Origin of the sequence: Streptomyces sp. NPDC059373, from assembly GCF_042751495.1 — a bacterium.
Lineage (GTDB): Bacteria > Actinomycetota > Actinomycetes > Streptomycetales > Streptomycetaceae > Actinacidiphila.
This window is the reverse complement of the sequence record NZ_JBHYXC010000001.1, coordinates 200,916-223,229: the sequence shown is the minus strand read 5'-3', so window position 1 is coordinate 223,229 and position 22,314 is coordinate 200,916. Positions and strand designations below refer to the sequence as shown.

22 protein-coding genes are annotated in these 22,314 nt (G+C 69.9%); 20 read left to right on the top strand and 2 right to left on the bottom strand.

Translation table 11 applies throughout. The annotated features are described in order from the left end of the window. The first annotated feature begins 95 nt into the window (after nucleotides 1-95). The 3 genes from ACFXJ5_RS01045 (at nucleotide 96) to ACFXJ5_RS01035 (ending at nucleotide 4,040) form a co-directional block, all read left to right on the top strand. Complete coding sequence (locus tag ACFXJ5_RS01045) at nucleotides 96-1,532, top strand: GntP family permease (protein ID WP_459253977.1); 1,437 nt, start codon at nucleotides 96-98, stop codon at nucleotides 1,530-1,532. 79 nt (nucleotides 1,533-1,611) lie between these two features. Beyond that, nucleotides 1,612-2,841: a formaldehyde dehydrogenase, glutathione-independent gene (fdhA, locus tag ACFXJ5_RS01040; protein WP_384625070.1), complete on the top strand. Its 1,230-nt coding sequence runs from the start codon at nucleotides 1,612-1,614 to the stop codon at nucleotides 2,839-2,841. A 56-nt stretch (nucleotides 2,842-2,897) separates the two neighbouring features. Further along, nucleotides 2,898-4,040, top strand: coding sequence for an epoxide hydrolase family protein (locus ACFXJ5_RS01035; RefSeq protein ID WP_384625068.1), 1,143 nt, complete (start codon nucleotides 2,898-2,900; stop codon nucleotides 4,038-4,040). A 53-nt stretch (nucleotides 4,041-4,093) separates the two neighbouring features. Here ACFXJ5_RS01035 and ACFXJ5_RS01030 read toward each other — a convergent pair whose 3' ends face one another. Then, nucleotides 4,094-5,587, bottom strand: coding sequence for a chitinase (locus ACFXJ5_RS01030; RefSeq protein WP_384625065.1), 1,494 nt, complete (start codon nucleotides 5,585-5,587; stop codon nucleotides 4,094-4,096). A gap of 174 nt (nucleotides 5,588-5,761) precedes the next feature. Here ACFXJ5_RS01030 and ACFXJ5_RS01025 point away from each other — a divergent pair, with 174 nt between their 5' ends. The 12 genes from ACFXJ5_RS01025 (at nucleotide 5,762) to ACFXJ5_RS00970 (ending at nucleotide 15,960) form a co-directional block, all read left to right on the top strand. Then, nucleotides 5,762-6,595, top strand: coding sequence for a hypothetical protein (locus ACFXJ5_RS01025; RefSeq protein ID WP_384625062.1), 834 nt, complete (start codon nucleotides 5,762-5,764; stop codon nucleotides 6,593-6,595). 12 nt (nucleotides 6,596-6,607) lie between these two features. After that, complete coding sequence (gene cpaB / locus ACFXJ5_RS01020; protein ID WP_384625059.1) at nucleotides 6,608-7,321, top strand: Flp pilus assembly protein CpaB; 714 nt, start codon at nucleotides 6,608-6,610, stop codon at nucleotides 7,319-7,321. 43 nt (nucleotides 7,322-7,364) lie between these two features. Continuing rightward, nucleotides 7,365-8,921 carry a CpaE family protein gene (locus ACFXJ5_RS01015; RefSeq protein ID WP_384625058.1) on the top strand — a complete coding sequence of 519 codons (1,557 nt, stop codon included), beginning with the start codon at nucleotides 7,365-7,367 and terminating at the stop codon, nucleotides 8,919-8,921. A 206-nt stretch (nucleotides 8,922-9,127) separates the two neighbouring features. After that, entirely contained in the window at nucleotides 9,128-9,610 is a 483-nt protein-coding gene (locus tag ACFXJ5_RS01010; RefSeq protein ID WP_384625055.1) for a TadE/TadG family type IV pilus assembly protein, read from the top strand. Continuing rightward, the gene (locus ACFXJ5_RS01005) at nucleotides 9,607-10,947 is read left to right on the top strand and encodes a CpaF family protein (RefSeq protein ID WP_384625052.1); all 1,341 of its coding nucleotides are present in this window, start codon (nucleotides 9,607-9,609) and stop codon (nucleotides 10,945-10,947) included. The genes ACFXJ5_RS01010 and ACFXJ5_RS01005 overlap by 4 nt, the downstream gene beginning before the upstream one ends. 2 nt (nucleotides 10,948-10,949) lie before the next feature. Continuing rightward, nucleotides 10,950-11,888 (top strand): type II secretion system F family protein, encoded by a 939-nt coding sequence (locus tag ACFXJ5_RS01000; RefSeq protein WP_384625050.1) that lies wholly within the window; start codon nucleotides 10,950-10,952, stop codon nucleotides 11,886-11,888. Next, nucleotides 11,888-12,793, top strand: a complete 906-nt coding sequence (locus ACFXJ5_RS00995; protein ID WP_384625047.1) for a DUF5936 domain-containing protein — start codon at nucleotides 11,888-11,890, stop codon at nucleotides 12,791-12,793. The genes ACFXJ5_RS01000 and ACFXJ5_RS00995 overlap by 1 nt, the downstream gene beginning before the upstream one ends. A 258-nt stretch (nucleotides 12,794-13,051) precedes the next feature. Further along, complete coding sequence (locus ACFXJ5_RS00990; protein WP_384626503.1) at nucleotides 13,052-13,255, top strand: hypothetical protein; 204 nt, start codon at nucleotides 13,052-13,054, stop codon at nucleotides 13,253-13,255. Further along, nucleotides 13,252-13,842 (top strand): pilus assembly protein TadG-related protein, encoded by a 591-nt coding sequence (locus ACFXJ5_RS00985; protein ID WP_384626501.1) that lies wholly within the window; start codon nucleotides 13,252-13,254, stop codon nucleotides 13,840-13,842. The genes ACFXJ5_RS00990 and ACFXJ5_RS00985 overlap by 4 nt, the downstream gene beginning before the upstream one ends. A 15-nt stretch (nucleotides 13,843-13,857) precedes the next feature. Continuing rightward, nucleotides 13,858-14,448 (top strand): hypothetical protein, encoded by a 591-nt coding sequence (locus ACFXJ5_RS00980; RefSeq protein ID WP_384625044.1) that lies wholly within the window; start codon nucleotides 13,858-13,860, stop codon nucleotides 14,446-14,448. A 3-nt stretch (nucleotides 14,449-14,451) separates the two neighbouring features. After that, nucleotides 14,452-15,114: an OmpA family protein gene (locus tag ACFXJ5_RS00975; protein WP_384625042.1), complete on the top strand. Its 663-nt coding sequence runs from the start codon at nucleotides 14,452-14,454 to the stop codon at nucleotides 15,112-15,114. 387 nt (nucleotides 15,115-15,501) lie between these two features. After that, complete coding sequence (locus ACFXJ5_RS00970; protein WP_384625040.1) at nucleotides 15,502-15,960, top strand: DUF3592 domain-containing protein; 459 nt, start codon at nucleotides 15,502-15,504, stop codon at nucleotides 15,958-15,960. Nucleotides 15,961-16,085: 125 nt separating this feature from the next. Here ACFXJ5_RS00970 and ACFXJ5_RS00965 read toward each other — a convergent pair whose 3' ends face one another. Next, nucleotides 16,086-16,448: a DUF192 domain-containing protein gene (locus tag ACFXJ5_RS00965; RefSeq protein WP_384625037.1), complete on the bottom strand. Its 363-nt coding sequence runs from the start codon at nucleotides 16,446-16,448 to the stop codon at nucleotides 16,086-16,088. A gap of 26 nt (nucleotides 16,449-16,474) precedes the next feature. Here ACFXJ5_RS00965 and ACFXJ5_RS00960 point away from each other — a divergent pair, with 26 nt between their 5' ends. From ACFXJ5_RS00960 to ACFXJ5_RS00940, 5 genes are all read left to right on the top strand, one after another. Then, nucleotides 16,475-17,143 (top strand): prepilin peptidase, encoded by a 669-nt coding sequence (locus ACFXJ5_RS00960; RefSeq protein ID WP_384625034.1) that lies wholly within the window; start codon nucleotides 16,475-16,477, stop codon nucleotides 17,141-17,143. A gap of 59 nt (nucleotides 17,144-17,202) precedes the next feature. Continuing rightward, entirely contained in the window at nucleotides 17,203-17,976 is a 774-nt protein-coding gene (locus ACFXJ5_RS00955; RefSeq protein ID WP_384625031.1) for an isoprenyl transferase, read from the top strand. A 293-nt stretch (nucleotides 17,977-18,269) separates the two neighbouring features. Next, nucleotides 18,270-19,589, top strand: coding sequence for a PhoH family protein (locus ACFXJ5_RS00950; protein ID WP_384625028.1), 1,320 nt, complete (start codon nucleotides 18,270-18,272; stop codon nucleotides 19,587-19,589). A 417-nt stretch (nucleotides 19,590-20,006) separates the two neighbouring features. After that, nucleotides 20,007-20,681, top strand: a complete 675-nt coding sequence (locus ACFXJ5_RS00945; protein WP_384625025.1) for an aggregation-promoting factor C-terminal-like domain-containing protein — start codon at nucleotides 20,007-20,009, stop codon at nucleotides 20,679-20,681. A gap of 168 nt (nucleotides 20,682-20,849) precedes the next feature. Continuing rightward, entirely contained in the window at nucleotides 20,850-22,184 is a 1,335-nt protein-coding gene (locus ACFXJ5_RS00940) for an AI-2E family transporter (RefSeq protein WP_384625023.1), read from the top strand. The last annotated feature ends 130 nt before the right edge of the window (nucleotides 22,185-22,314 follow it).

The window sequence follows — 22,314 nt, the reverse complement described above, 5'->3', positions numbered from 1 at the left end:
CCCAGCCGGACCAACTCCCCCTGTCTCACCCGCACCGCAGTACCGCAGTACGCACGGCACCGCGAATCCTTGAGACCCCCCACCCGGGAGCCCCCTTGAATCCCGTCCCCGTCCCCCACACCGGCGGCCTGATCGCGCTCATACCCGGCACCGCAGGGCTGCTGACCATCGCGGCCCTCGGTATCGCCCTTCTGCTGGTCCTGATCATCAAGGTCAGGTTGCAGCCCTTCGTCGCCCTGCTCGGCGTCTCCATCGCGGTGGCGCTGGCCGCCGGGCTGAGCGTCACCGAACTCTTCGGCACCGTCCAGCGGTCCACCGCCACCAGCCTCATCGAGACCGGCATGGGCGGCATCCTCGGTCACATCGCCATCATCGTCGGCCTCGGCACGATGCTCGGCGCGATCCTGGAGATCTCCGGCGGTGCCGAAGCCCTCTCCGCCCGCCTGCTGGGCGCCTTCGGGGAGAAGCGAGCGCCCCTCGCGATGGGCCTGACCGGGCTCATCTTCGGCATCCCGGTCTTCTTCGACGTCGGCATCTTCGTCCTCGCCCCGCTCGTCTACGCAGCCGCCAGGCGCAGCGGAAAATCGATCCTGCTCTACTGCCTGCCGCTGCTCGCCGGCCTGTCGATGACCCACGCCTTCCTGCCCCCGCACCCCGGCCCGGTCGCCGCCGCGGCCATCTTCAAGGTGGAGCTGGGCTGGGTGATCCTCATGGGTGTGCTGTGCGGCATCCCGGCGGTGCTGGCGGCGTGGGTGTTCTCGGCGTGGATCGGCAGGCGCATCTTCGTACCCGTGCCGCAGGACATGGTCGAGGCGCTGGAGGAGTCCCGGGCGCAGGCGCCCGAGGCGGCCCCCGGCGAGGCGCCGGTGTCGGTGGGCCTGGTGCTCGCCATCATCGGCACCCCGCTGGTCCTGATCCTGCTGGCGACCTTCTCCTCCATCACGATGGACGAGGGCACCCTCCGCTCCGTACTGACCTTCTTCGGGCACCCCTTCGTGGCGCTGACCATCGCGCTGCTGCTGGCGTACTGGCTGCTCGGCATCCGGCGCGGCTGGAGCCGGCAGAACCTGGAGGCCGTCTCGACCGCCTCCCTCAAGCCGATCGGCAACATCCTGCTGGTGGTCGGGGCGGGCGGGGTCTTCGGCGCCGTCCTGAAGGGCAGCGGCATCGCGGACGCGCTGGCGAAGACCTTCGGCGACGTCGGCCTGCCGGTGATCCTGCTGGCCTGGCTGCTGAGTGTCGCCCTGCGTGTCGCCCAGGGTTCGGCGACCGTCGCCATCGTCACCACGGCCGGCATCGTGCAGCCGATCGTCGCGCCGGGGCACTACTCGCAGGCCCATCTCGCGTTGGTCATCATGGCCATCTCGGCGGGTTCGATCTTCGCCTCGCATGTCAACGACGGCGGATTCTGGATGGTCGCCAAATACTTCGGGATCAGTGAACGCGACACACTGCGCACGTGGACGGTCCTGGAGACGGTCCTGTCGGTCGTCGGCTTCGCGATGGCCGGGGCGCTGAGCCTGGCCATCTAGCCCGGGCGGTAGCAGACTCCGCAGCACGCACAGACCGAGCAACACCATCCGCGAGCCGAAACCGAAGGGACGGCGAGTCATGAGCGGAGGAAACAGGGCGGTCGCGTATCTGAAGCCAGGGGCTGTCGAGGTGCAGGAGATCGATTTCCCCACCCTCGAACTCCGGGACGGGCCGGGCGTGGCACCGGAGAACGTCGGGCGGAAGTGTCCGCACGGCGTGATCCTCAAGGTGCTGGCCACCAACATCTGCGGTAGCGACCAGCACATGGTGCGCGGCCGCACCACAGCTCCGGAGAACCTGGTACTCGGGCACGAGATCACCGGCGAGGTGATCGAGCGTGGCCCGGATGTGGAGTACATCCAGCAGGGGGACATCGTCTCCGTCCCCTTCAACATCGCCTGCGGGCGGTGCCGCAACTGCAAGGAGGGCCAGACCGGCATCTGCCTCAACGTCAACCCGGCCCGGCCGGGAGCGGCGTACGGCTATGTCGACATGGGCGGCTGGGTCGGCGGCCAGGCCGAGTACGTGATGGTCCCGTACGCCGACTTCAATCTGCTGCGCTTCCCCGACCGGGACGCGGCGCTGGAGAAGCTGCTCGACCTGACGATGCTGTCGGACATCTTCCCGACCGGCTTCCATGGCGCGGTCACGGCGGGCGTCGGCGTCGGATCCACGGTGTACGTGGCCGGGGCCGGGCCCGTCGGACTCGCCGCGGCGGCCTCGGCGCACCTGCTCGGGGCGGCGGTCGTCATCGTCGGCGACCTCAACTCCGACCGGCTTCAGCAGGCCCGGAGCTTCGGCTGCGAGACCGTCGACCTGACCCGAGGGCAGGCGGCCGAGCAGATCGAGCAGATCCTCGGCGAGCCGGAGGTCGACGCGGCCGTCGACGCGGTCGGCTTCGAGGCGCGGGCGCACGGCCGGAACAGCGAGGAGGCACCGGCCACCGTCCTCAACTCGCTGATGGAGCTGACCCGCGCCGGCGGCGCCCTCGGCATCCCCGGGCTGTACGTCACCGAGGACCCGGGCGGCATCGACGCCGACGCCAGGACCGGCTCCCTGAAGGTCCGGCTCGGTCTGGGCTGGGCCAAGAGCCACCGCTTCACCACCGGCCAGTGCCCGGTCATGCGCTACCACCGGGCTCTGTCGCAGGCGATCCTCCACGATCGCGTCCACATCGCGAAGGCGGTCAACGCGACCGTCATCCCGCTGGAGGACGCCCCTCGCGGCTATGCCGAGTTCGACCAGGGCGCCGGCCGCAAGTACGTACTGAATCCGCACGGCGCCCTCAACGGGGTCCGCCCGGTCTGACATCCGCCGCCCGTTGCGGACACAAGCTGACCGCAACGGTCCGTAAGGTCGCAGACATGGCGAACAACACCGAACTGCGGCCCTATCGGATCGAATTCCCCCAGACCGACCTGGACGACCTTGTCGAGCGTCTCGGCCGCACCCGGTGGCCCGACGAGCTGCCGGGTGTCGGCTGGGAGTACGGCGTCCCGGCCGGCTGGCTGAAGGAGGTGGCCGAGCACTGGCGGACGGCGTACGACTGGCGGGTCCACGAGGCCCGGCTGAACGGGTTCCCGCAGTACGTCACCGAGATCGACGGCACCGAGGTGCATTTCCTGCACGTCGAGTCCCCCGAGCCGGACGCGCTGCCGCTGGTCCTGACGCACGGCTGGCCCGGCTCGGTCGTGGAGTTCCTCGACATGATCGGCCCGCTGACCGACCCGCGGTCGTACGGCGGCGACCCGGCGGACGCCTTCCATGTCGTCGTACCGTCCCTGCCCGGGTTCGCGCTGTCCGGCCCCACGCGGGAGGAGGGCTGGGACCGGTCGCGGATCGCGCGGGCGTGGATCGAGCTGGTCCAGCGGCTCGGCTATGCCGGGCGGTGGGGGGCGCACGGCGGCGACGTCGGGTCGCTCGTCGGCCGTGAGCTGGGCGTGCTGCACCCGGAGGGGCTGATCGGCACGCATGTCACGCAGATCTTCGCCTTCCCGTCCGGTGACCCGGAGGAGTTCGCGAAGCTGGACGAGGAGGGCCACCGGCGGCTCGCGGTCACGGCGAAGTTCCGGACCCGTAACGGCTACCAGGCCATTCAGTCGACCCGGCCGCAGACCCTCGCGTACGGGCTCACGGACTCGCCCGCCGGTCAGTTGGCGTGGAACGCCGAGCTGTTCAACGGCTTCGGTGACGTCACCGACTCGATCGACCGCGACGCCTTCCTGACGAACGTCACGCTCTACTGGCTCACCGGGACGGCCGGTTCGGCCGCCCGTGTGTACTTCGAGGACGCCCGGTCCGGGGCCTGGGAGAAGGAGGAGCAGAACCCCGTCCCGACCGGTGTCGCCGTCTTCCCGCACGACTTCCTGTCGATCCGGACCTTCGCGGAGCGGGCCAACAACATCGTCCACTGGTCGGAGTTCGAGGAGGGCGGCCACTTCTCGGCCATGGAGGCGCCGGAGCTGCTGACGCAGGACATCCGGGCCTTCTTCCGTTCCTTGCGCTGAATGGCCGCCGGGCGGGCGGATCCGCTCACGCCCGTCCGGCGACCGGTCCGGAGCTACGGCAGCGTGTCGAGGTGCGCGCCGACCGTGTTGGAGAAGGAGTTTCCGTTGGACGCGTCCCAGTTGGTGGACCAGGTCATCGCGCCGCGCAGGGCGGGGTAGGTGGTGGACGGCTTGAAGGATCCGCAGTTCGTGCCCTGGGTGAGGCAGTCCAGGGCGGCGTCGACGACGCTGGGGGACACGTAGCCGCTGCCGGCCGCACTGGTCGAGGCGGGCAGGCCCAGGCCGACCTGGGAGGGGGCGAGACCGCCCTGGAGCTGTATGCAGGCCAGGGCGGTGATGAAGTTGACGGTGCCCTGGGAGTAGACGTTGCCGTCGCAGCCGTTCATGGAACCGCTGTTGTAGAACTGGGTGTTGACGACGGTCAGGATGTCCTTGATGTTCAGCGCGGTCGCGAAGTAGCCGCTGGACGTGGACTGCATGTCGATGGTCTGCGGGGCCATGGTGATGATGAGCCCGGAGCCCGCCTTGGAGGACAGCGAGCGCAGCGCCTGCGACATGTAGGTGGAGTTGATGCCGTTCTCGAGGTCGATGTCGACGCCGTCGAATCCGTACGTCTGCATCAGTGAGTAGACGCTGTTGGCGAAGTTCGTCGCCGAGGTGGAGTCGGTGATGCTGATCGTGCCGTTCTGGCCGCCGACCGAGATGATGACCTTCTTGCCGGCTGCCTTCTTGGCCGCGATGTCGGCCTTGAACTGCGACACGGAGTAGTTGAGCGCCGGGTCGAGGGTGAAGGAGACCGCGCCGGGGGTGGTCGTGGCGTCGGCGAAGGCGACCGCGATGATGTCGTACTGGTCCTGGACCTGGGCGATGGTCTGGACGGTCGCGCCGTTGTTGAAGTTCTGCCAGTAGCCGGTGAGGGCGTGCTTGGGCAGCGAACCACCGCTGGTGGCGGTCGGGGTGGGAGTCGGCGTGGGGGTCGGCGTGGGGGTGGGGGTCGGCGTCGGGGTGGGCGTCGGAGTCGCCGTGGGCGTCGGGGTCGCGGTGCCGGCCGGGCCGGTGAGGCTGACGTCGTCGGCGTAGTAGGCGGGCTGGGCGTACCAGCCGTGCAGGTAGAGCGTGACCGAGGTGGTGCTCGCGCCGGTGGTGAAGCTGGTGCTGAGCTGGCTGTACGAGGACGCGGACGGCGTCCAGGTCGAGGGGTCGCTCGTGCCGGTGCCGGTCGCACCGAGGTAGACGTAACTGCCCTGGACGTAGGCGCTCAGGGTGTAGCTGGAGCTGGGCTTCACGCTGACGGTCTGGGTGCACTGTGCGTTGTCGGAGGAGGTCGGGGTGGCCTTGAGGGCCCCCGAGCCGCCGTGGACCGGGCTGCTGACGGCGGCGCCGCTCGATGCGGTGCAGGTCCAGCCGGAAAGCCCGCTCTCGAAGCCGGGGTTGGTGACGAGGTTGGCGTCCGCGGCTGTCGCGGTGCCGGACGTGGCGGCGGCGAGACCCGCTACCGAGAGGGCGGCGGCGGCGACGGCGGCCGCCGCTCTGAGCGCACGTTGCACAACTGCCTCCTGGGGGGTGGGGGTTGAGGCAGTCTGGTCCAGACCAATGAATTGGTCAAGACCTCTCGGAACCGGTGAGTAGTGAGTTACCCAAGTGTTCGACAACTTTCCGCACCGGTCCCACTACGCTCCGATAAGCTCACCCCGCATAGGTCACGGCGGGGAGGTGCAGGGTTGTCAAGCGTCATAGCGGTCACGGCGGACGATCTCGCGGTACCACTCGAACAACACCTCGTACGGACCGTCGCCACCCTCGAGGCGTACGGCCACGTCGTGGCCCTCGTACCGCCCGACCCCGCCGATCCCGTACGACGCCGCATGCACACCCTGCGGGCCGCGCTGGACTCCGACCGGGTGGCGATCGTCCCCGTCGACCTGCCGCCGCTCGCCGGGGGGTTGCTCGCCGAGCAGTTGCGGCAGCTCGCCGGCACCGACCTGGGCCCCGGCGTGCTGGCCGGCGCGGCCCGGCTGCTGTCGCACTACCTTTACGCCGGGGCGCTGCTGGGCTCGGTGGCCAAGCTGGACCGGATCGACGTGCCGGTCGGCGCCCACCTCAAGTCCCTCGTCCCGGGGCGGCACTTCGCGGCGATCGCCCACCCCGAGCCGTATCTCGCGCCGGCCGACGACTCCGCCGTTCCGGCCGGCCCCGCCTTCCTCACCCAGCTCGCCGTCGCCACCGGCCAGGGCGTCGACCCCGGCTGGGTCAAGGGCCCGCTGGCCCGCGCCTGGCGCACCCAGTACACCCGCAGCGTGCCGCTGCCGTCCGACTCCGCGCGCTGGTGGGGGACGGGGCGGCTGGTCGAATTCGTCGCGTACATCGCCGATGTGGGCGTTCTGTACCAGGTCGTGACCTCGGTCCGCCGGGACACCTGCGGCTGGTGTGGACTCGAAGTCATCGGAGATCAGTGCCTTTTCTGCTCTGCGAAGGTCGATGGGCGGGTAAGGACTCCGCAGTCAGTGACAACAACGGCAACCGGCAGCAGTAGCGCAAGAGCGATAGAGCGATAGGGCCCCACACCCATGAATTCACGTCAGCGGCGCGGCGTCGTCCTCCTCGTGGTCTCCGCGCTGTGCGCGGTCGCCGCCTTCGCCGGGGTGCTCTCGGTCATCAGCGACGCGCGCTCCCAGGTGGGCCCCAAGGTCACCGCCTACCGGCTGACCAAGGACGTGCCCGCGTACGAGAGCGTGACCGCCGCCCAGGTCCAGAAGATCCGGATACCGAAGCGGTGGCTGCCCACCACCGCCGTGCGCGATCTCGCCGAGGTGAACGGGAAGATGGCCGCCACCGCGCTCAAGCGCGGCTCGCTGCTCCAGACGGACATGGTCGCCGCCCGGCCCGCCCTGCAGGCCGGACAGATGGAGATCGCCATCATGATCGACGCGGAGACCGGCGTGGCCGGCAAGATCACACCCGGGGCCAAGATCAACATCTTCGCGACCTTCGCGGGCCGCACGGACACCGACCCGGACGTCTCGAAGATCATCGTCACCGGCGCCCAGGTCATCGACGTCGGCCAGATCAAGGCCTTCGACACGAGCACCGACTCCAACCGGCTCTCCAGCAAGGGCGTCCCCATCACCTTCGCCCTCAGCGCCCAGGACGCCCAGCGCGTCGCCTTCGCCGAATCCTTCGCCCGGCACGTCCGGCTGGCCCTGGTCGCCCCCGGGGACACCAGCACCCCGCCCACCGGCGACCGCACGTACACCCTGGCGGGCGACGGGGGTAAGCCGTGACCCCGCCGGCCGCCGTCGCCGCCACAGCTCCGGGAGGCCGCCCGTGACCGTACGGATCCTGTCAGGGACCCCGGACCCCGACACCGCCCGCGCCCTCACCGGCCTGCTCAACCAGCTGCCCGGCACCGAACCCGCCCCCGCCCTCCCGGACTCGACCGCGCTCCTCGACGCCCTCGCCCGCGCCGCCGAGGCCGGCCTCGACGAACTCCCCGAGGTCGTCGTCGTCCACGACCTCATCACGCCGATGCCCGCCCTGGAGGTCGTCCGCGAGATCGCGCTGCGCTTCCCGGCCGTCGGCGTCGTACTGCTCACCGCCGAGCCCAGCCCGGCCGTCATGTCCGGCGCCATGGACTCCGGCGCCCGCGGCCTCGTCGCCCTCCCGCTCTCGTACGACGAGTTGGGCGCCCGCATCCAGGCCGCCGCCGCCTGGGCCGCCGGCGTACGCCGCCACCTCTCACCGGCGCGCGCCGCCGCCCTGCCCGCCGTCCCCGGCGGCTTCCTGCTCGCCGTCGCCGGCGCCAAGGGCGGGGTCGGGACCACGGTCACCGCCGTCCAGCTCGCCCTGGCCGCGCACTCCGCCGGCAAGTCGACCGCGCTGGTCGACATGGACCTCCAGGGCGGTGACATCGCCTCCTACCTGGACGTGCAGTTCCGCCGCTCGATGGCCGACCTCGCCGACATCAACGACGTCACGTCGCGGGTCCTCCAGGACGCCATGTACGTCCACGAGGCCGGGCCCGCCCTGCTGCTGGCCCCCGGCGACGGCGAACGCGGCGAGGAGGTCACCGACCGGGCCGCCCGGCACGTACTGCACGCCCTGCGGCAACGCTACGAGGTCGTCGTCGTGGACTGCGGCACCCAGATGACCAGCGCCAACGCCGTCGCCCTCGAGACCGCCGACGCCGCGGTGCTGGTCACGACGCCGGACGTGGTGGCCGTACGCGCCGCCAAGCGCATGGTCCGGATGTGGGACCGGCTCCAGATCCGCAAGCCCCAGGACGTCACCGTCGCCGTCAACCGCTACACCCGCGGTACGGAGATCCAGCCCTCGCTCATCGGCCGCATCACCGGCACCCGGGTCGCGACCTCCGTCGTCCCGGCGGCGTACAAGGAGCTCCAGGCCGTCGTCGACGCCGGACGCCTCCAGGACCTCGACAACCGCTCCACCGTCAAGCAGGGCCTGTGGGCCCTCGCCGCCGAACTCGGCCTCGTCGCCCCGGGGCACGCCCGCCCCTCCGCCCGGCGCGGCCGCAAGGACCGAGGCCAGGTCACCCTCGAGACCCTGGGCATGACCCCGGTCATCCTCATCACCCTCATCCTCGTCTGGCAGGCCGTCCTCGCCGGCTACACCTTCACCCTGGCCGGCAACGCCGCGGACGAGGCCGCCCGGGCCGCCGCGGTCGGGAAGGACGCCGCCGCCGCTGCCGCCGCCGACCTCCCCGGCGCCTGGGGCAACCCCGCGGTCGGCACCTCCACCGCCAACGGCCAAGTCACCGCCACCGTCGGCCTCGAAGTCCCCGTCCTCTTCCCCGGCTTCATCAACTTCCCCCTCACCGTCACGGGCCATGCCTCCGCAGTCGACGAGGGGGTCACGAAGTGACCCTGCACCGGGGTTCTTTCCCACCCGCCCACCCGTTGCCCCTGACGACAGGGCTCGGGCCTCTGGCAGGTGGTTGCTCGCCATCGGCGGCTTATGCGCAGTCGCCGATGGCGATCAACCCAGCACGAGAGGCCTCCACCCCACCGTCGAGGGCAACGGGCGAGCGAAGCGAGATGGGGGTCCCTCCGGCCGAAGGCTGGGGGAGGGTGGGAGAAGCCCGCCGCAGGCGCAACGGCGCCGCACCCGGCACCGGGCCGCACGCCAGCGGATGCGTCTCCGCCCGCCGCAGGCGCAACGGCGCTGCACCCGGCACCGCACGGAAGCCCAACAACCGGCAGGACAAAGGCAGCGCCTCCCTGGAATTCCTGGGCGTACTCCCGATCCTGCTCCTCATCGCGCTGGCCGGAATCCAACTCGGCCTCGTCGCCTACACCGCCAGCCAGGCCGGTACGGCAGCCCGGGCCGCCGCCCGTATGCAGGCGAAGTACAACCCACCGGTGAGCGGCGTGACCGCGGGGAACAACGCCGTCAGCGACTGGCTGAACCCCGACATCGCCATCTCGAACCCCACCGGCGACTCGGTCAAGGCGACCGCCACCATCCCCGTCCCCTCCGTCATCCCGGGCGTCACCATTTTCGGCCCCGTCAGCCGGTCCGCAACGATGCCGAAGGAGGACACGACGCCATGAGCCTCCGCGACCGCCTCGGTGCGGCAGCCGACGAGAGCGCCCCGCAGACGCAGCAGGGCCATCTGGTCGCCGTGTACCGGGCGAAGCTGCTCCAGGAGATCGACCTCGCCGAGATGTCGGCGCTGGCCGCCGCCGAGCGACGGCTGCGCCTGGAACGGGTCCTGGGCCACATCATCAGCCGCGAAGGCCCGGTGCTGTCCCCGAAGGAGCGCACCGGGATCATCCGCCGCGTCGTGGACGAGGCCCTCGGCCTCGGCATCCTCGAACCGCTCCTCGAGGACGCGTCGATCACCGAGATCATGGTCAACGGCCCGGACAAGATCTACATCGAACGCGGCGGCCGCATCGAGCAGGTCGACGCCCGCTTCAGCTCCGCCGAGCAGCTGCTCCAGACCATCGAGCGCATCGTCTCGACCGTCAACCGCCGCGTCGACGAGTCGAATCCGATGGTCGACGCCCGCCTGCCCTCCGGCGAGCGCGTCAACGTCATCATCCCCCCGCTGTCGCTCTCCGGCCCGACGCTCACCATCCGTCGCTTCCCGCGCGCGTACACCCTCAGTGAGCTGATCGGCCTCGGGACCCTCGACGAGCACATGCTGATGCTGCTGGCCGCCCTCGTCCGCGGTCGCTTCAACATCATCGTCAGCGGCGGCACGGGCTCCGGGAAGACGACCCTCCTCAACTCCCTCTCCGGCCTGATCCCCGACATCGAGCGCATCATCACCGTCGAGGACGCCGCAGAGCTGCAGCTCCAGCAGGAGCACGTCATACGTCTGGAAACCCGCCCCCCGAACGTCGAGGGCGAGGGCCGCATCACCATCCGCGATCTCGTACGCAACTCCCTGCGCATGCGCCCCGACCGCATCATCGTCGGCGAGGTCCGTGGCGGCGAGACCCTCGACATGCTCCAGGCGATGTCCACCGGCCACGACGGATCGCTCGCCACCGTCCACGCCAACTCCGCGGAGGACGCGGTGCTGCGCCTCCAGACCCTGGCGTCGATGTCCGAGGTGAAGATCCCCTTCGAGGCTCTCCGCGACCAGATCAACAGCGCCGTGGACGTCATCATCCAGCTGCGGCGGGACGTCGACGGCACCCGCCGCATCTCCGAGATCGCCGTCCTGTCCTCGCGCGGCCGCGACCACTTCATCCTCACGACCGCCACCCGCTTCCGCGCCGAACCGCTGGGCGCCGACCGGATCGTACGCGGCTGGTACGAGCACCATCCCGTCCCCCGTGAGTTCGCCGAGCGGCTCTATCTGGCCGGCGAACACGTTCCGGCCGCGTACGGCATCGGTGAGACCGAGCTCGAACTCGCCAGCAGGGAGGCCAAGTAGCCATGACGTCCGGCCAACTGGTGTGGCTCGTCCTCGCCGTCAGCCTTCTCGCCCTCGTCCTCGCCGTCTGGGGCCTCCACGCGTGGGCCGGCGGGCGTGCCGACCGCGCCGCCCTCGTCGACCGCCTCGCCGACGTCCCCACCGTCCAGCGCCACTCCGCCCCCTTCTCCGGCCTCGACCGGCGCGTCCGCCGCACCGCCTGGGGCCGACGCCTCGCGGGGCGCCTCGCGGCCACCGGTACGAACCTGACCCCGGGGCAGTTCACCGCGGCGGCCATCGGCGTCACCGTCGGCGCCTGGATCCTCGCCGACGTCATCCTCGCGCCCTTCTTCGGTCCCATCGCGGCGATCCTGGCCGTCTGGACCGTCACCTCCTTCCTGAGCTGGCGCCAGCGCGTACGCAACGAGCGCTTCATCGCCCAACTGCCTGAGCTGTCCCGGGTCCTGGCCAACGCGACACAGGCCGGGCTCGCACTCCGTACCGCCGTCGGCATGGCCGCCGACGAACTCGAGGCCCCGGCCGGGGAGGAGCTCAAGCAGGTGGCCGACGCCATGGCCCTCGGCCACTCCATCGAGGACGCCCTGGACGAGCTGCGGGAGCGCCTCCCCAGCCGCGAACTCGTCGTCCTGGTCTCCACGCTGGTGCTCAGCGCCCGCGCGGGCGGATCGGTCGTCGAGTCGCTGCGGAATCTCACCGTCACGCTGGAGGAGCGCAAGGAGACCCGGCGCGAAATCCGCACCCAGATGTCCCAGGTCACCGTCACGGCCTACGCCGTCCCCGTCATCGGCCTCGGCTCCCTGCTCCTCCTCAACCAGATCATGCCGGGCTCGCTCAGCGCCATGACCGGCTCCGGAGCCGGCCGCATCGCGGTCCTGGTAGCCCTGACGCTGTACGTCGTCGGCTTCGCCCTCATCCGGCGCATGTCACGGATCGACGTGTGATGACCATGGCCCTGATCGGACTCGCGCTCGCGGTGCTGATGGCGGCCGGCGTCACCGGCGTCGTCTACGGCATCGGCCTCTACCGCTCCGAGGTCAAACTCCCCTCCGACCTCCAACTGGCCCTGGAAGTCGGCCGCACCCGCACCACCAAGGTCGGCAACGCCGTCGACCGCCTCGGCATCCGCTGGGCCCCCCTCGTCCTCCGCCTCATGGGCCCCGCCCGCGTCAACAAGGTCCGCGCCCGGATCGACCACGCCGGCCACCCCTACGGCCTCACCGTCGACCGCTACGCCGCCCGCCGCGCCGTCTACGGCGTCCTCGGCGGAGTCGCCGCCCTCGTGCTGCTGCGAGCCGGCCACTGGCTGCTGGCGGCGCTCATGATCGCGTACGGCCTCGGCTGGACCGACCTCGGCATCTGGCTGGCCATCCGCAAACGCCGCGACCAGATCGAGCGCACCCTCCCGGACTTCCTCGACGTCCTCGCCGTCGTCGTCAGCTCAGGGCTCGGTTTCCGCCAGGCCCTCGAACGCGTCTCCACGATCTACCAGGGGCCCTGGTCCGACGAAATTCGCGTCGCCCTCCGCCAGATGGACGTCGGCGTCAGCCGCCGCGACGCCTTCGACCAACTCCGCCGCCGCAACCGCAGCGACCAGGTCGGCCAGTTCGTCACCGCCCTCCAACAAGGCGAGGAACTCGGCGCCCCCATCGCGCGCACCCTCCTCCAGATCGCCCAGGACATGCGGCGCACCGAAGCCCAGAACGCCCGCCGCCGCGCCGCCCGGACCGTCCCACGAGCAACTGGCGTGATCACGACGCTCCTCGTCCCCGCGACCATGATCCTCCTGATGACGGGCACCATCCTCGGCTCCCGCATCAACTTCGCAGACCTCTTCGGGAATGGCTGAGGAGGGTGGTGGGTAGTGACGACAGCCGTCATATTGGGTGCGCCGGTTGGCCCGGAATGGGCTGCGGTGGGCGGCGGTTGCGGTGTACATTTGCACTCGCAACCAAATTTGCACCTGCAATCAGCGCCAGCAGTGAGAGGCGGTGCGCCGTGGAGGACCTCGTCGTCGACAGCGCTGCCCGTGGCGATTGCGACACCCGGCGCCGCGCATGGGGTGCGGCCGTCGTTCGTCAGGTGACAAAGGATGGGGGCACGAGAGATGAGTCAGTGGGCCTTGCAGCGGATCGTCGCTGTGCAGATGTGGGCACGCCGAACAGGCGATCGCGGCCAGACGTCGTTCGAGTACCTCGGCATCGCGGTGGTGATCGCGGTGATCATTGGCGTGCTGGCGGGCACGACGGACATCGGCACGAAGGTGAAGGACGGGATCATCGCCCAGATCAACAGGATCACCGGAGGCTGAACCTGCGACTCCGCGGTGATGAAGGGCAGACCCTGGGGCTCTATATCGTCGCCGTGGGCGCGTTGTTCTTCCTCGCCTTCGCGTTCTTTGCCGTCGGCCAAGCATCCGTCGTTCGTAACGGCGCCCAGACCGCCGCGGACTCGGCAGCTCTCAGCGCCGCCCGTGAGGCCCGTGATGGGATCGAGGGCGATTTCCTGAACGCTCTGAAGGCAGGCGACCTCAACGCGCTGGGGCACCTCGTCAACGGTGAGGGTATCGACGGTGCAGGCGCATGCACCGCCGCCGGTGTGTATGCGGCTGACAACAATGCCGAAGTGAGGAGCTGCCCGGGGCCGAACGGCCCGCTCAGCTACACCGTCGGCATCCGAACGCTGGGAACCGTCGGGAATTCCGTGGTCGACGGCACCCAGAACATACACGGCACCGCCAAGGCAACTGCCGTTGTCGATCCCCTCTGCACAGTCAGCGGCAAGAGCGTCAGTGCGATCACGTTCAATTGCGTTGCTGGGAAGCTGACCGTCGATCCCACGGCCGGCGACTTCAAACTGAACCTGGCGGAGTTCTTCTCCGTGCATCTCAGCGAGTGAAGGAACGGGGAAACCGTGGGTATTGAGGAGCGGGTGAGGGGTCGCAAAGCGACACTGATCGTGGCGATCACGGTGAGTGCGACACTGGCGTTGTCGGGTTGTGGGGGTAGCGGTGGCAAGAAGTCGACCGGCAAGTCCCAGAACACGTCCAGCGCTACCCGGAACAGCGGTTCGGCCCAGTCGTCCTCCCCCACGCCCGAGCCGACCCAGACCTTGGCTGAGATCAAGGGTTCGAAGAACATCGTCGTTGTCATCAACACAGCAACGCGCGACGCCGGCGGGTTCGTCACCGTGAAGGGGACCGTCACCAACGACGGTGATGCGACGTTCGATGCCACGAACTGGGTGGGCCAGGAAGTCGCGCTGGCCAAGTCAGGCGCCTCGGTTGCCGGAGCCGTGTTGGTCGACGAGGCGGGCAAGAAGCGCTACTACGTCCTCCGGGACACCGACGGCGTGTGCCTCTGCACGACAAAGCTCCTGGGAGTCCAGCCCAAGGAAACCGTCCCCTTCTTCGCCCAGTTCCCAGCCCCTCCGGCCTCCACCACCCAGGTGCAGTTCCAGTTGCCGACGATGCCCCCGGCCAATATCGAGATCTCGGAGGGGTGAGTCATGCCCCGACCCGGTATCCGCCGTAGCCGTCCCGGGACCGCAGCTGCGGCGTTGGCGTTCGCCCTTGTGCTGATCCCGGGGACGGCGGTGACGGCGTACGGGGACGACAATCCGACGGCGCAGCCGACGCCGAGTGCGCCGACGAAGATCGATGCGTCGGATCCGGATCTGGAGTTGCCGGAGGGGGCGACGCTGGCGGCGCCGAAGGTGCTGGACATCGTGTCGGTGACGGATTCCTCGACGTCGAAGAGCGCCACCGCCAGTGATGGCGAGGAGCGGCATGAGGAGTCCAACTCCACAGTGACGTACGCCCTTCAGGCGGACGTCCTCTTCGCCAAGAACAGCGCGAAGCTGAACTCGACCGCCGCCGCCCGCATCAAGGCCATCGCGTCGGACATCGCCGCCAAGAAGGTCACCACGCCGATCAGGGTCTTCGGATTCACGGACAACCTCGGCTCGTACGAGCACGGCAAGGTGCTGTCGAAGGCGCGAGCCGACGCCGTTTACAAGATCCTGTCCACGGCGCTGGGGTCGTCCTCGAGCACCGTTTACTCCTTCCAGGTCCGCGGTTACAGCGAGGACTACCCGATCGCGGACAACTCGACCGAGTCGGGCCGCCGGCAGAATCGGCGCGTGGAGATCACGTTCACCCCGCCCGCGTAAAGAGCGGGCCAAGGGGACGAGTACGGGGAGTTACGTGTCGGGCACGTTGCGGGCGTGTGGAGAGCGGAAGTTTCGCCCAAATTAGGCTGTTCGGGGTAAAGCGGGCGCTGGATGAGACCATTTATAGAGGGAACTTTCACATCTCCCTCATGAGCTTGGCGTGGAAGGCCAGCTCACACGCGGTACGGTGGAAACCCCCCCTCGGGCCGGTTCGCTCTCCCCCCCTGCGAACCGGCCCGTTTTTTGTTCGCGGGTCCAGGTATCGTCCTCAATCGGCGGAACCGCGGGGGGCCGTGGCAAGTCTCCGTACGCGAAGCGATGTTCGGGTGGCAGGTAGGACACGGGGGGTACGCGGCCATGGATGCTGGCTTCTCTGCATTTCCGGTGGTGTTCATCGCCGTCGCGTTCCTGATCGCGCTGGCGCCGCTGGCGATGATGGTGCGGGTCGTCGGGCGGGTGCGGTGGATCAGCAGGGCGCTCAACGGTGGGGTGCGGGCGGAGGGCCGCTGTGTGCGGGCCTATACGACGGTGAGTCGGCCGGTGGACGGGCCGACGAGGTCGCGGCAGCACTTCGTCTTCGAGTTCACGACCGCCGAGGGGCGGCAGGTGCGGTTCGAGGATGGCGAGGCGCCGTCGACGACGATCGAGGGGGACTACGTGACCGTCGCGTACGTCCCGGAGCGGCCGGAGAAGGCGACCGTGGTGCGGGAGGGCGGGAGGACGCCGTATGCGAAGGCGGCGTTGACGCTGGTGGTGCTGGGGGTGTTCCTCGCGGTGGTGGTCGCGATCGGTGCGTCCGGCTTCGGCATGTTCAGCGACTCGGGCGACTTCCCCTCGGGCTTCTAGGCCCTCACCCGGCAGCGACGGCCGCCGCGCGCAGCGGGCGGGACACCAGGTCCTGGGCGGCCCAGCGGATGAGGGGGTCGGCGGTGGTGAGGCGGGTGAGCTCGCGGAGGTCGGACATGGCCGGCTCAGCCGGTGATGACCTGGACGGTCGCCCCCCGCCGCAGCCCCCAGGCGGCCATCGCGCCGGCGTCCGCCTCCAGGATGTGCCGGGCCCGCAGCCGGGGCCGGCCGAGGCGGCCGGGGGGCATGGTGCGGACGGCGAGGACGCGGAAGTGGCGGTCGAGGTAGGCGACGTCGATGGCGAACCGCATCCGTACTGTATGAATGCTGGACGCGGGGGTCAGCAGCAGCACGCCGCCGTCCAGGCCGTCGCGGCCCAACAGGCCTCGGGTGCGGGCGCGGTAGGACGCGGCGATCTCCAGCGGTACGTCCCTGTCGTCGCCGAGCCGGAGCGTGGCCCTGCCGTCCTTCAAGCGCGAGCGTGCCAAAACCCCTCCCGTGTACGGTCGGCCCGGTGCATGTCTACCTCACAACCGCGGCGGCCGTCTGGGGATTGGTGACCGGCGGCTTCGCCCTCCCGCGCGCCGCCTACCGGCTCGCGGTGGAGCCCGACCAGCCCTGGCGGGAGGCGCGCGGCTGGCTGGGCCGGGGGCCGGGCGGGGTGCCGCTGGCGGTCGTGTGCGCGGTGGCGTGTGCTGCGGTGGCTGTACGGGTCGGGGCCAGGCCCGAGTTGGGCGTCTGGCTGCTGCTGGTGCCGGCCGCGGCGCTGATGGCGCGGGTCGACCTTGCGGTGCTGCGGTTGCCGGACGTACTGACGCTGCCGACGGGAGCGGTGACGGCGGCCGGGCTGGGGGTGTGCGCGCTGCTGCCCGGGCACGGCGGTTCCTGGTCGCGTGCACTGCTGGGCGGGGCGGCGCTGCTCGGCCTCTACTTCCTGCTGCACCTGATCAACCCGGCCGGGATGGGCTTCGGCGACGTCAAGCTCGCCCCGGCGCTGGGCATGGCGCTGGGCTGGTACGGCTGGGGGGCGGTCCTGGCCGGTACCTTCGCGGGCTTCGCCCTCGGCGCGGTGGCGGGGCTGACCCTTCTGGCGCTGCGCAGGGCCGACCGCAGGACGGCGATTCCGTTCGGGCCGTTCATGTTGCTGGGGGCGCTCGGCGGCGTACTCCTGGCGGCGGGGTAGTGAGCGTCACCCGGTAGGGTGGCAATCGGGTGACGACCGCACCGCAGGAGGGCCCCCGCATGAATCTGCACGACCTGGTGCGCACCAGCGTGGTCGAGTTCTACGCCCGCCGCGTGGGACGACGTCTCGACCTCACGCAGGCCCCCAAGCACATCGGCGTGATCCTCGACGGCAACCGGCGCTGGGCGAAGGCCGCGGGCGGCACGACGGAGCAGGGCCACCGGGCCGGCGCGGACAAGATCGCCGAGATGCTGGGCTGGTGCGAGGAGACCGGTGTCAAGGTCGTCACGCTGTGGCTGCTGTCCACCGACAACCTCGACCGCCCGGCCGACGAGCTCGTACCCCTGCTGGGCATCATCGAGGACGCGGTCAGCGGCCTGGCCGAATCCGGCCGCTGGCGGGTACACCACGTCGGGGCGATGGATCTGCTGCCGCCCCACACGCAGAAGGTCCTCAAGGAGGCCGAGCAGGTCACCGACGGCGTGGACGGCATCCTGGTGAATGTCGCGGTCGGCTACGGCGGCCGGCAGGAAATCGCCGACGCGGTCCGTTCCCTCCTCCACGAGCACGGCCGGCGGGGCACCTCCATCGAGGATCTGGCCGAGATCCTGGACATCGACCACATCGCCGAGCACCTCTACACCCGGGGCCAGCCCGACCCCGATCTGGTCATCCGCACCTCCGGTGAGCAGCGGCTTTCCGGGTTCATGCTCTGGCAGAGCGCGCACTCCGAGTACTACTTCTGCGAGGTCTTCTGGCCGGCGTTCCGGAAGGTCGACTTCCTGCGTGCGCTGCGTGACTATGCCGCACGTCACCGTCGCTACGGTGCGTGATTCCGTGGGTTCCGGTCCAGCGTTGTCATATGCAGCCGCATAGGCCTGCACTTTCGAGGGAATACACCGGTCAGACCGGCATCCGGACCATGGGTGCCGGACAGTAGCGGGCGGCACCTGGCCGTCCGCCCGGGAGGCCCATTGCACACGGACGAGCTGTCTATCGCTCTTGACACAGACAGCGTCGACCGCGTCGACTCGGAGGGCCGAGACCGGCCCCCGCGGTCGGTCCCGGCCCAGTCCCGCGCGACGCAGTCGCACCCCGACCTCTCCCCGAGGGGGTTCGTCCACACGTGGTGACCAGCAAGAATCGCCGTGAGCACGACCGGCGCACTTACGTACTCGACACCAGCGTGCTGCTTGCCGACCCGAATGCCCTCACCCGCTTCGAAGAGCACGAGGTTGTGCTCCCGGTGGTGGTGGTCACCGAGTTGGAGGCCAAGCGCCACCATCCCGAACTCGGCTACTTCGCCCGCCAGGCGTTGCGGCTGCTCGATGAGTACCGGATCCGGTACGGGCGCCTGGACGCGCCCATTCCGACCGGCGAGCTCGGCGGCACGCTCCGCGTCGAACTGAACCACTCGGACCCGGGGGTGCTTCCCGCCGGTTTCCGGCTCGGGGACAACGACTCCCGCATCCTGGCCGTGGCCCGTAATCTGCAGGCCGAGGGCTATGACGTGACGGTCGTGTCCAAGGACCTGCCGCTGCGCGTCAAGGCGAGCTCGGTCGGCCTGCTGGCCGAGGAGTACCGGGCCGAACTGGCGATCACCTCCGGCTACACCGGGATGGAGGAACTGCAGATCTCGGCGGAGGACGTCGACTCGCTCTTCCAGGACGAGTCGGTCTTCCTGCCCGAAGCGTCCGAACTGCCCGTTCACACCGGACTTGTCCTGCAGTCCGACCGTGGCAAGGCACTCGGCCGTGTGACGGACGACGGCCGGGTCAGGGTCGTACGAGGGGACCGTGAGGCCTTCGGCATCCACGGCCGCAGTGCGGAGCAGCGCATCGCGCTGGACCTGCTGCTCGACCCGGACATCGGGATCGTGTCGATGGGTGGCCGGGCCGGCACCGGCAAGTCCGCGCTGGCTCTGTGCGCGGGGCTGGAGGCGGTGCTGGAGCGGCAGCAGCACAAGAAGGTGATGGTCTTCCGGCCGCTGTACGCGGTGGGCGGGCAGGAGCTCGGCTATCTGCCGGGCAGCGAGTCGGAGAAGATGAGCCCGTGGGCGCAGGCGGTCTTCGACACGCTGTCGGCGGTGACCTCGAAGGAGGTCATCGAGGAGGTCGTGGCGCGGGGCATGCTCGAGGTGCTGCCGCTCACGCACATCCGCGGCCGTTCGCTGCATGACGCGTTCGTCATCGTCGATGAGGCACAGTCCCTCGAACGGAACGTGCTTTTGACCGTGTTGTCCCGAATCGGGCAGGGGTCGCGAGTGGTGCTCACTCACGATGTCGCCCAGCGCGACAACTTGAGGGTGGGCCGGTACGACGGCGTGGTCGCCGTCGTCGAGAAGCTCAAGGGCCACCCGCTCTTCGCGCACATCACCCTCACCCGGTCCGAGCGCTCGCCGATCGCCGCGCTCGTGACGGAGATGCTGGAGGACGGCCACGCGTAGTAAGTAAGTTGACGAACGCTGGGCTGCTGCGCCACGAGGGCGCAGCAGCCTAGCGCTGTCATGAGGGCCTACGCGGGGGTATCCGTGAAACGTGGGGCTCAAACGCCGTGTGAGGTTTGCCACGCAACTGGAGATTGCGCAATCGCGTCGGGCTGCGGCAGGCTGTCGGTTCTGTCAGGCCCCGCTTACGGCACTCCCGCACCCCCAGCGGTGTGGCACCCCAGAACTGAACAGCGTCAGCCGTAAGCCGCCCGAGCAACACCGGGCCCTTCCGTAACAGGGAGGACCCATCGGGCCAGTGCTTCTTGTGACCCATCGGATCGACGGGACGTGATCCGGCGCAGGAGGGAAGCCAGCGTCAAGGGGCGCGATTGCGTCCGCGAGGTCACCACGCGGGCGATGCTGGAAGGAAACCGTGTGAGCCGGATCTCGGTCCGGGGATTCGCGGTGGCTTCGGCCACTGCGGTCACCACAGTGGGCGCCGTCGTTGGCGTCGCCGCGGGTAGCGAGCCGGCAACGGCCGCCGCACAGCCCGCCGCTGACGCGACGACCGTACTCGCGGACATACCCGCCGGTCAGCAGGTGCAGCAGGCCTCGCTGACTGAGCAGGTGCAGGCGCAGTCGGACGCAGCCGACGCGACCGCCCGCAAGACCGCCGAGGAAGATGCCCGCAAGGCAGCCGCCAAGACCGCCGCAGCCCGGAAGCAGGCAGCGGACGAGGCCGCGGCAGCCAAGGCGAAGGCCGCAGCGGCGAAGAAGGCCGCTTCCGCCCTCGCGGCGACGGTCAAGAGCTCGTACACCACCGCCGAGGTCCAGGCGTTGGCGCAGTCGATCATCGGCGACTCGAGCCAGTACCAGTGCTTCTCCAACATCGTCACGCGCGAGAGCGGCTGGAACTACACCGCGACCAACGCCTCCTCCGGCGCGTACGGTCTCGTCCAGGCACTGCCCGGCTCCAAGATGGCCTCGGCCGGCGCCGACTGGCGGACGAACCCGGCCACGCAGATAAAGTGGGGCCTCAACTACATGAACAGCCGCTACAACAGCCCGTGCGGCGCATGGTCCTTCTGGCAGGCCAACCACTGGTACTAGCCCCCGAGCCCTACCGGGCCAGGTCTGCCCCGAACGCCCCCGAGTGTCTCGCGCCCGGGGGCGTTCGTCGTTCCGTTGCAAGGGCTCGGTGCGCGGAGTCAACCTCACCCCCACGTAAAGTCGTCCCCACACATGTGCCACACAGGGGGCACGGAAGCAGGGGAAGCGATGTCGGAGAAGCGCCAGTGGGGCGCCGGGTTCGCAGCGGAGCTGGCGAAGCTCGCCGGGCGGCTGGAAGAGGCACGCGTCGCCGCCCGGGCCAAGGCCGAGGCGGAGGCCAAGGCCGAGGAGAAGGCCGAGATCGCGCTCCGGGCCTCGGCCGCCGCGAGCACGCCCCCGCCCCGGCGCCCGGCCGGTTCGGGGGACCCGGTGGCCGCCGTGCCGTACAGCATGCGGGTCGCGGGTGAGGTGGGCTGGCGGCTGCTGGTGCTGGCCGGCACCGTGTGGGTGCTGATGCAGGTCATCGGTACGATCCAGCTCGTCGTCCTCGCCTTCGTCGCCGCCCTCCTGATCACCGCGTTGCTGCAGCCCTTCGTGGGCCGGCTGAAGCGGGCCGGGGTGTCGCGCGGACTGGCCACCGCCATCACCTTCATCGGCGGGTTCGTGGTGATGGGGCTGGTCGGCTGGTTCGTGGTCTGGCAGGTCATGGCGAACATCGACAACCTCTCCAACAGCCTCCAGGACGGCGTCACCGAGCTGAAGCACTGGCTGCTCAACAGCCCGTTCCATGTCACCGAGGACCAGATCAACCAGATCGCGAAGAATCTGCAGGACGCGATCGGCTCCAACACCAAGGCGCTCACCGACGCCGGGCTGCAGGGCGTCACCGTCGTCGTCGAATTCCTCACCGGCATCCTGCTGGCGATGTTCAGCACGCTGTTCCTGCTCTACGACGGCGGCAACATCTGGAACTGGGTCCTGCGGCTCTTCCCCGCCGCCGCCCGCGACGGGCTGTCGGGCGCCGGCCCGCGCGCCTGGCGGACGCTGACCCTCTACGTACGCGGCACCGTGATCGTCGCCCTCATCGACGCCATCTTCATCGGCATCGGCATCTTCTTCCTCGGCGTGCCGATGGCCGTGCCTCTCGCCGTGATCATCTTCCTGGCCGCCTTCGTGCCGCTGGTCGGCGCGGTGGCGTCCGGTGTGATCGCGGTGATCGTGGCGCTGGTGACCGAGGGGCCGGTCGTCGCACTGCTGGTGCTCGCCGTGGTGCTGGCCGTGCAGCAGATCGAGGGCCACATCCTCCAGCCGTTCATCCTCGGCCGGGCGGTACGGGTGCACCCGCTCGGGGTGATCCTCTCGGTCGCCGCCGGCTCGCTCATCGCCGGGATCGGCGGCGCCGTCGTCGCGGTGCCGCTGGTCGCGGTGACCAACACGGTCGTCGGCTATCTGCGCGCCCACGCCCGGGAGGCCGAGCTGTCCGCCGAGCCCGGACCGCACGGCGCGACCGCCGTCGAGGTGGCTCCGGTCGACCCGCCGGGGTCCCTGGAGAACGGCGCCTGACCGGAGCTTCGGCGGCTCAAACCGGCGCCGCTTTACGGGTGGGTAAACACCTGGTTCACCCGGCTCTGTGACCTTGGCGTGTCTTCTCCCGGAAATCACGCCGTGATCGTCGTGATACAGACGCCGCCTA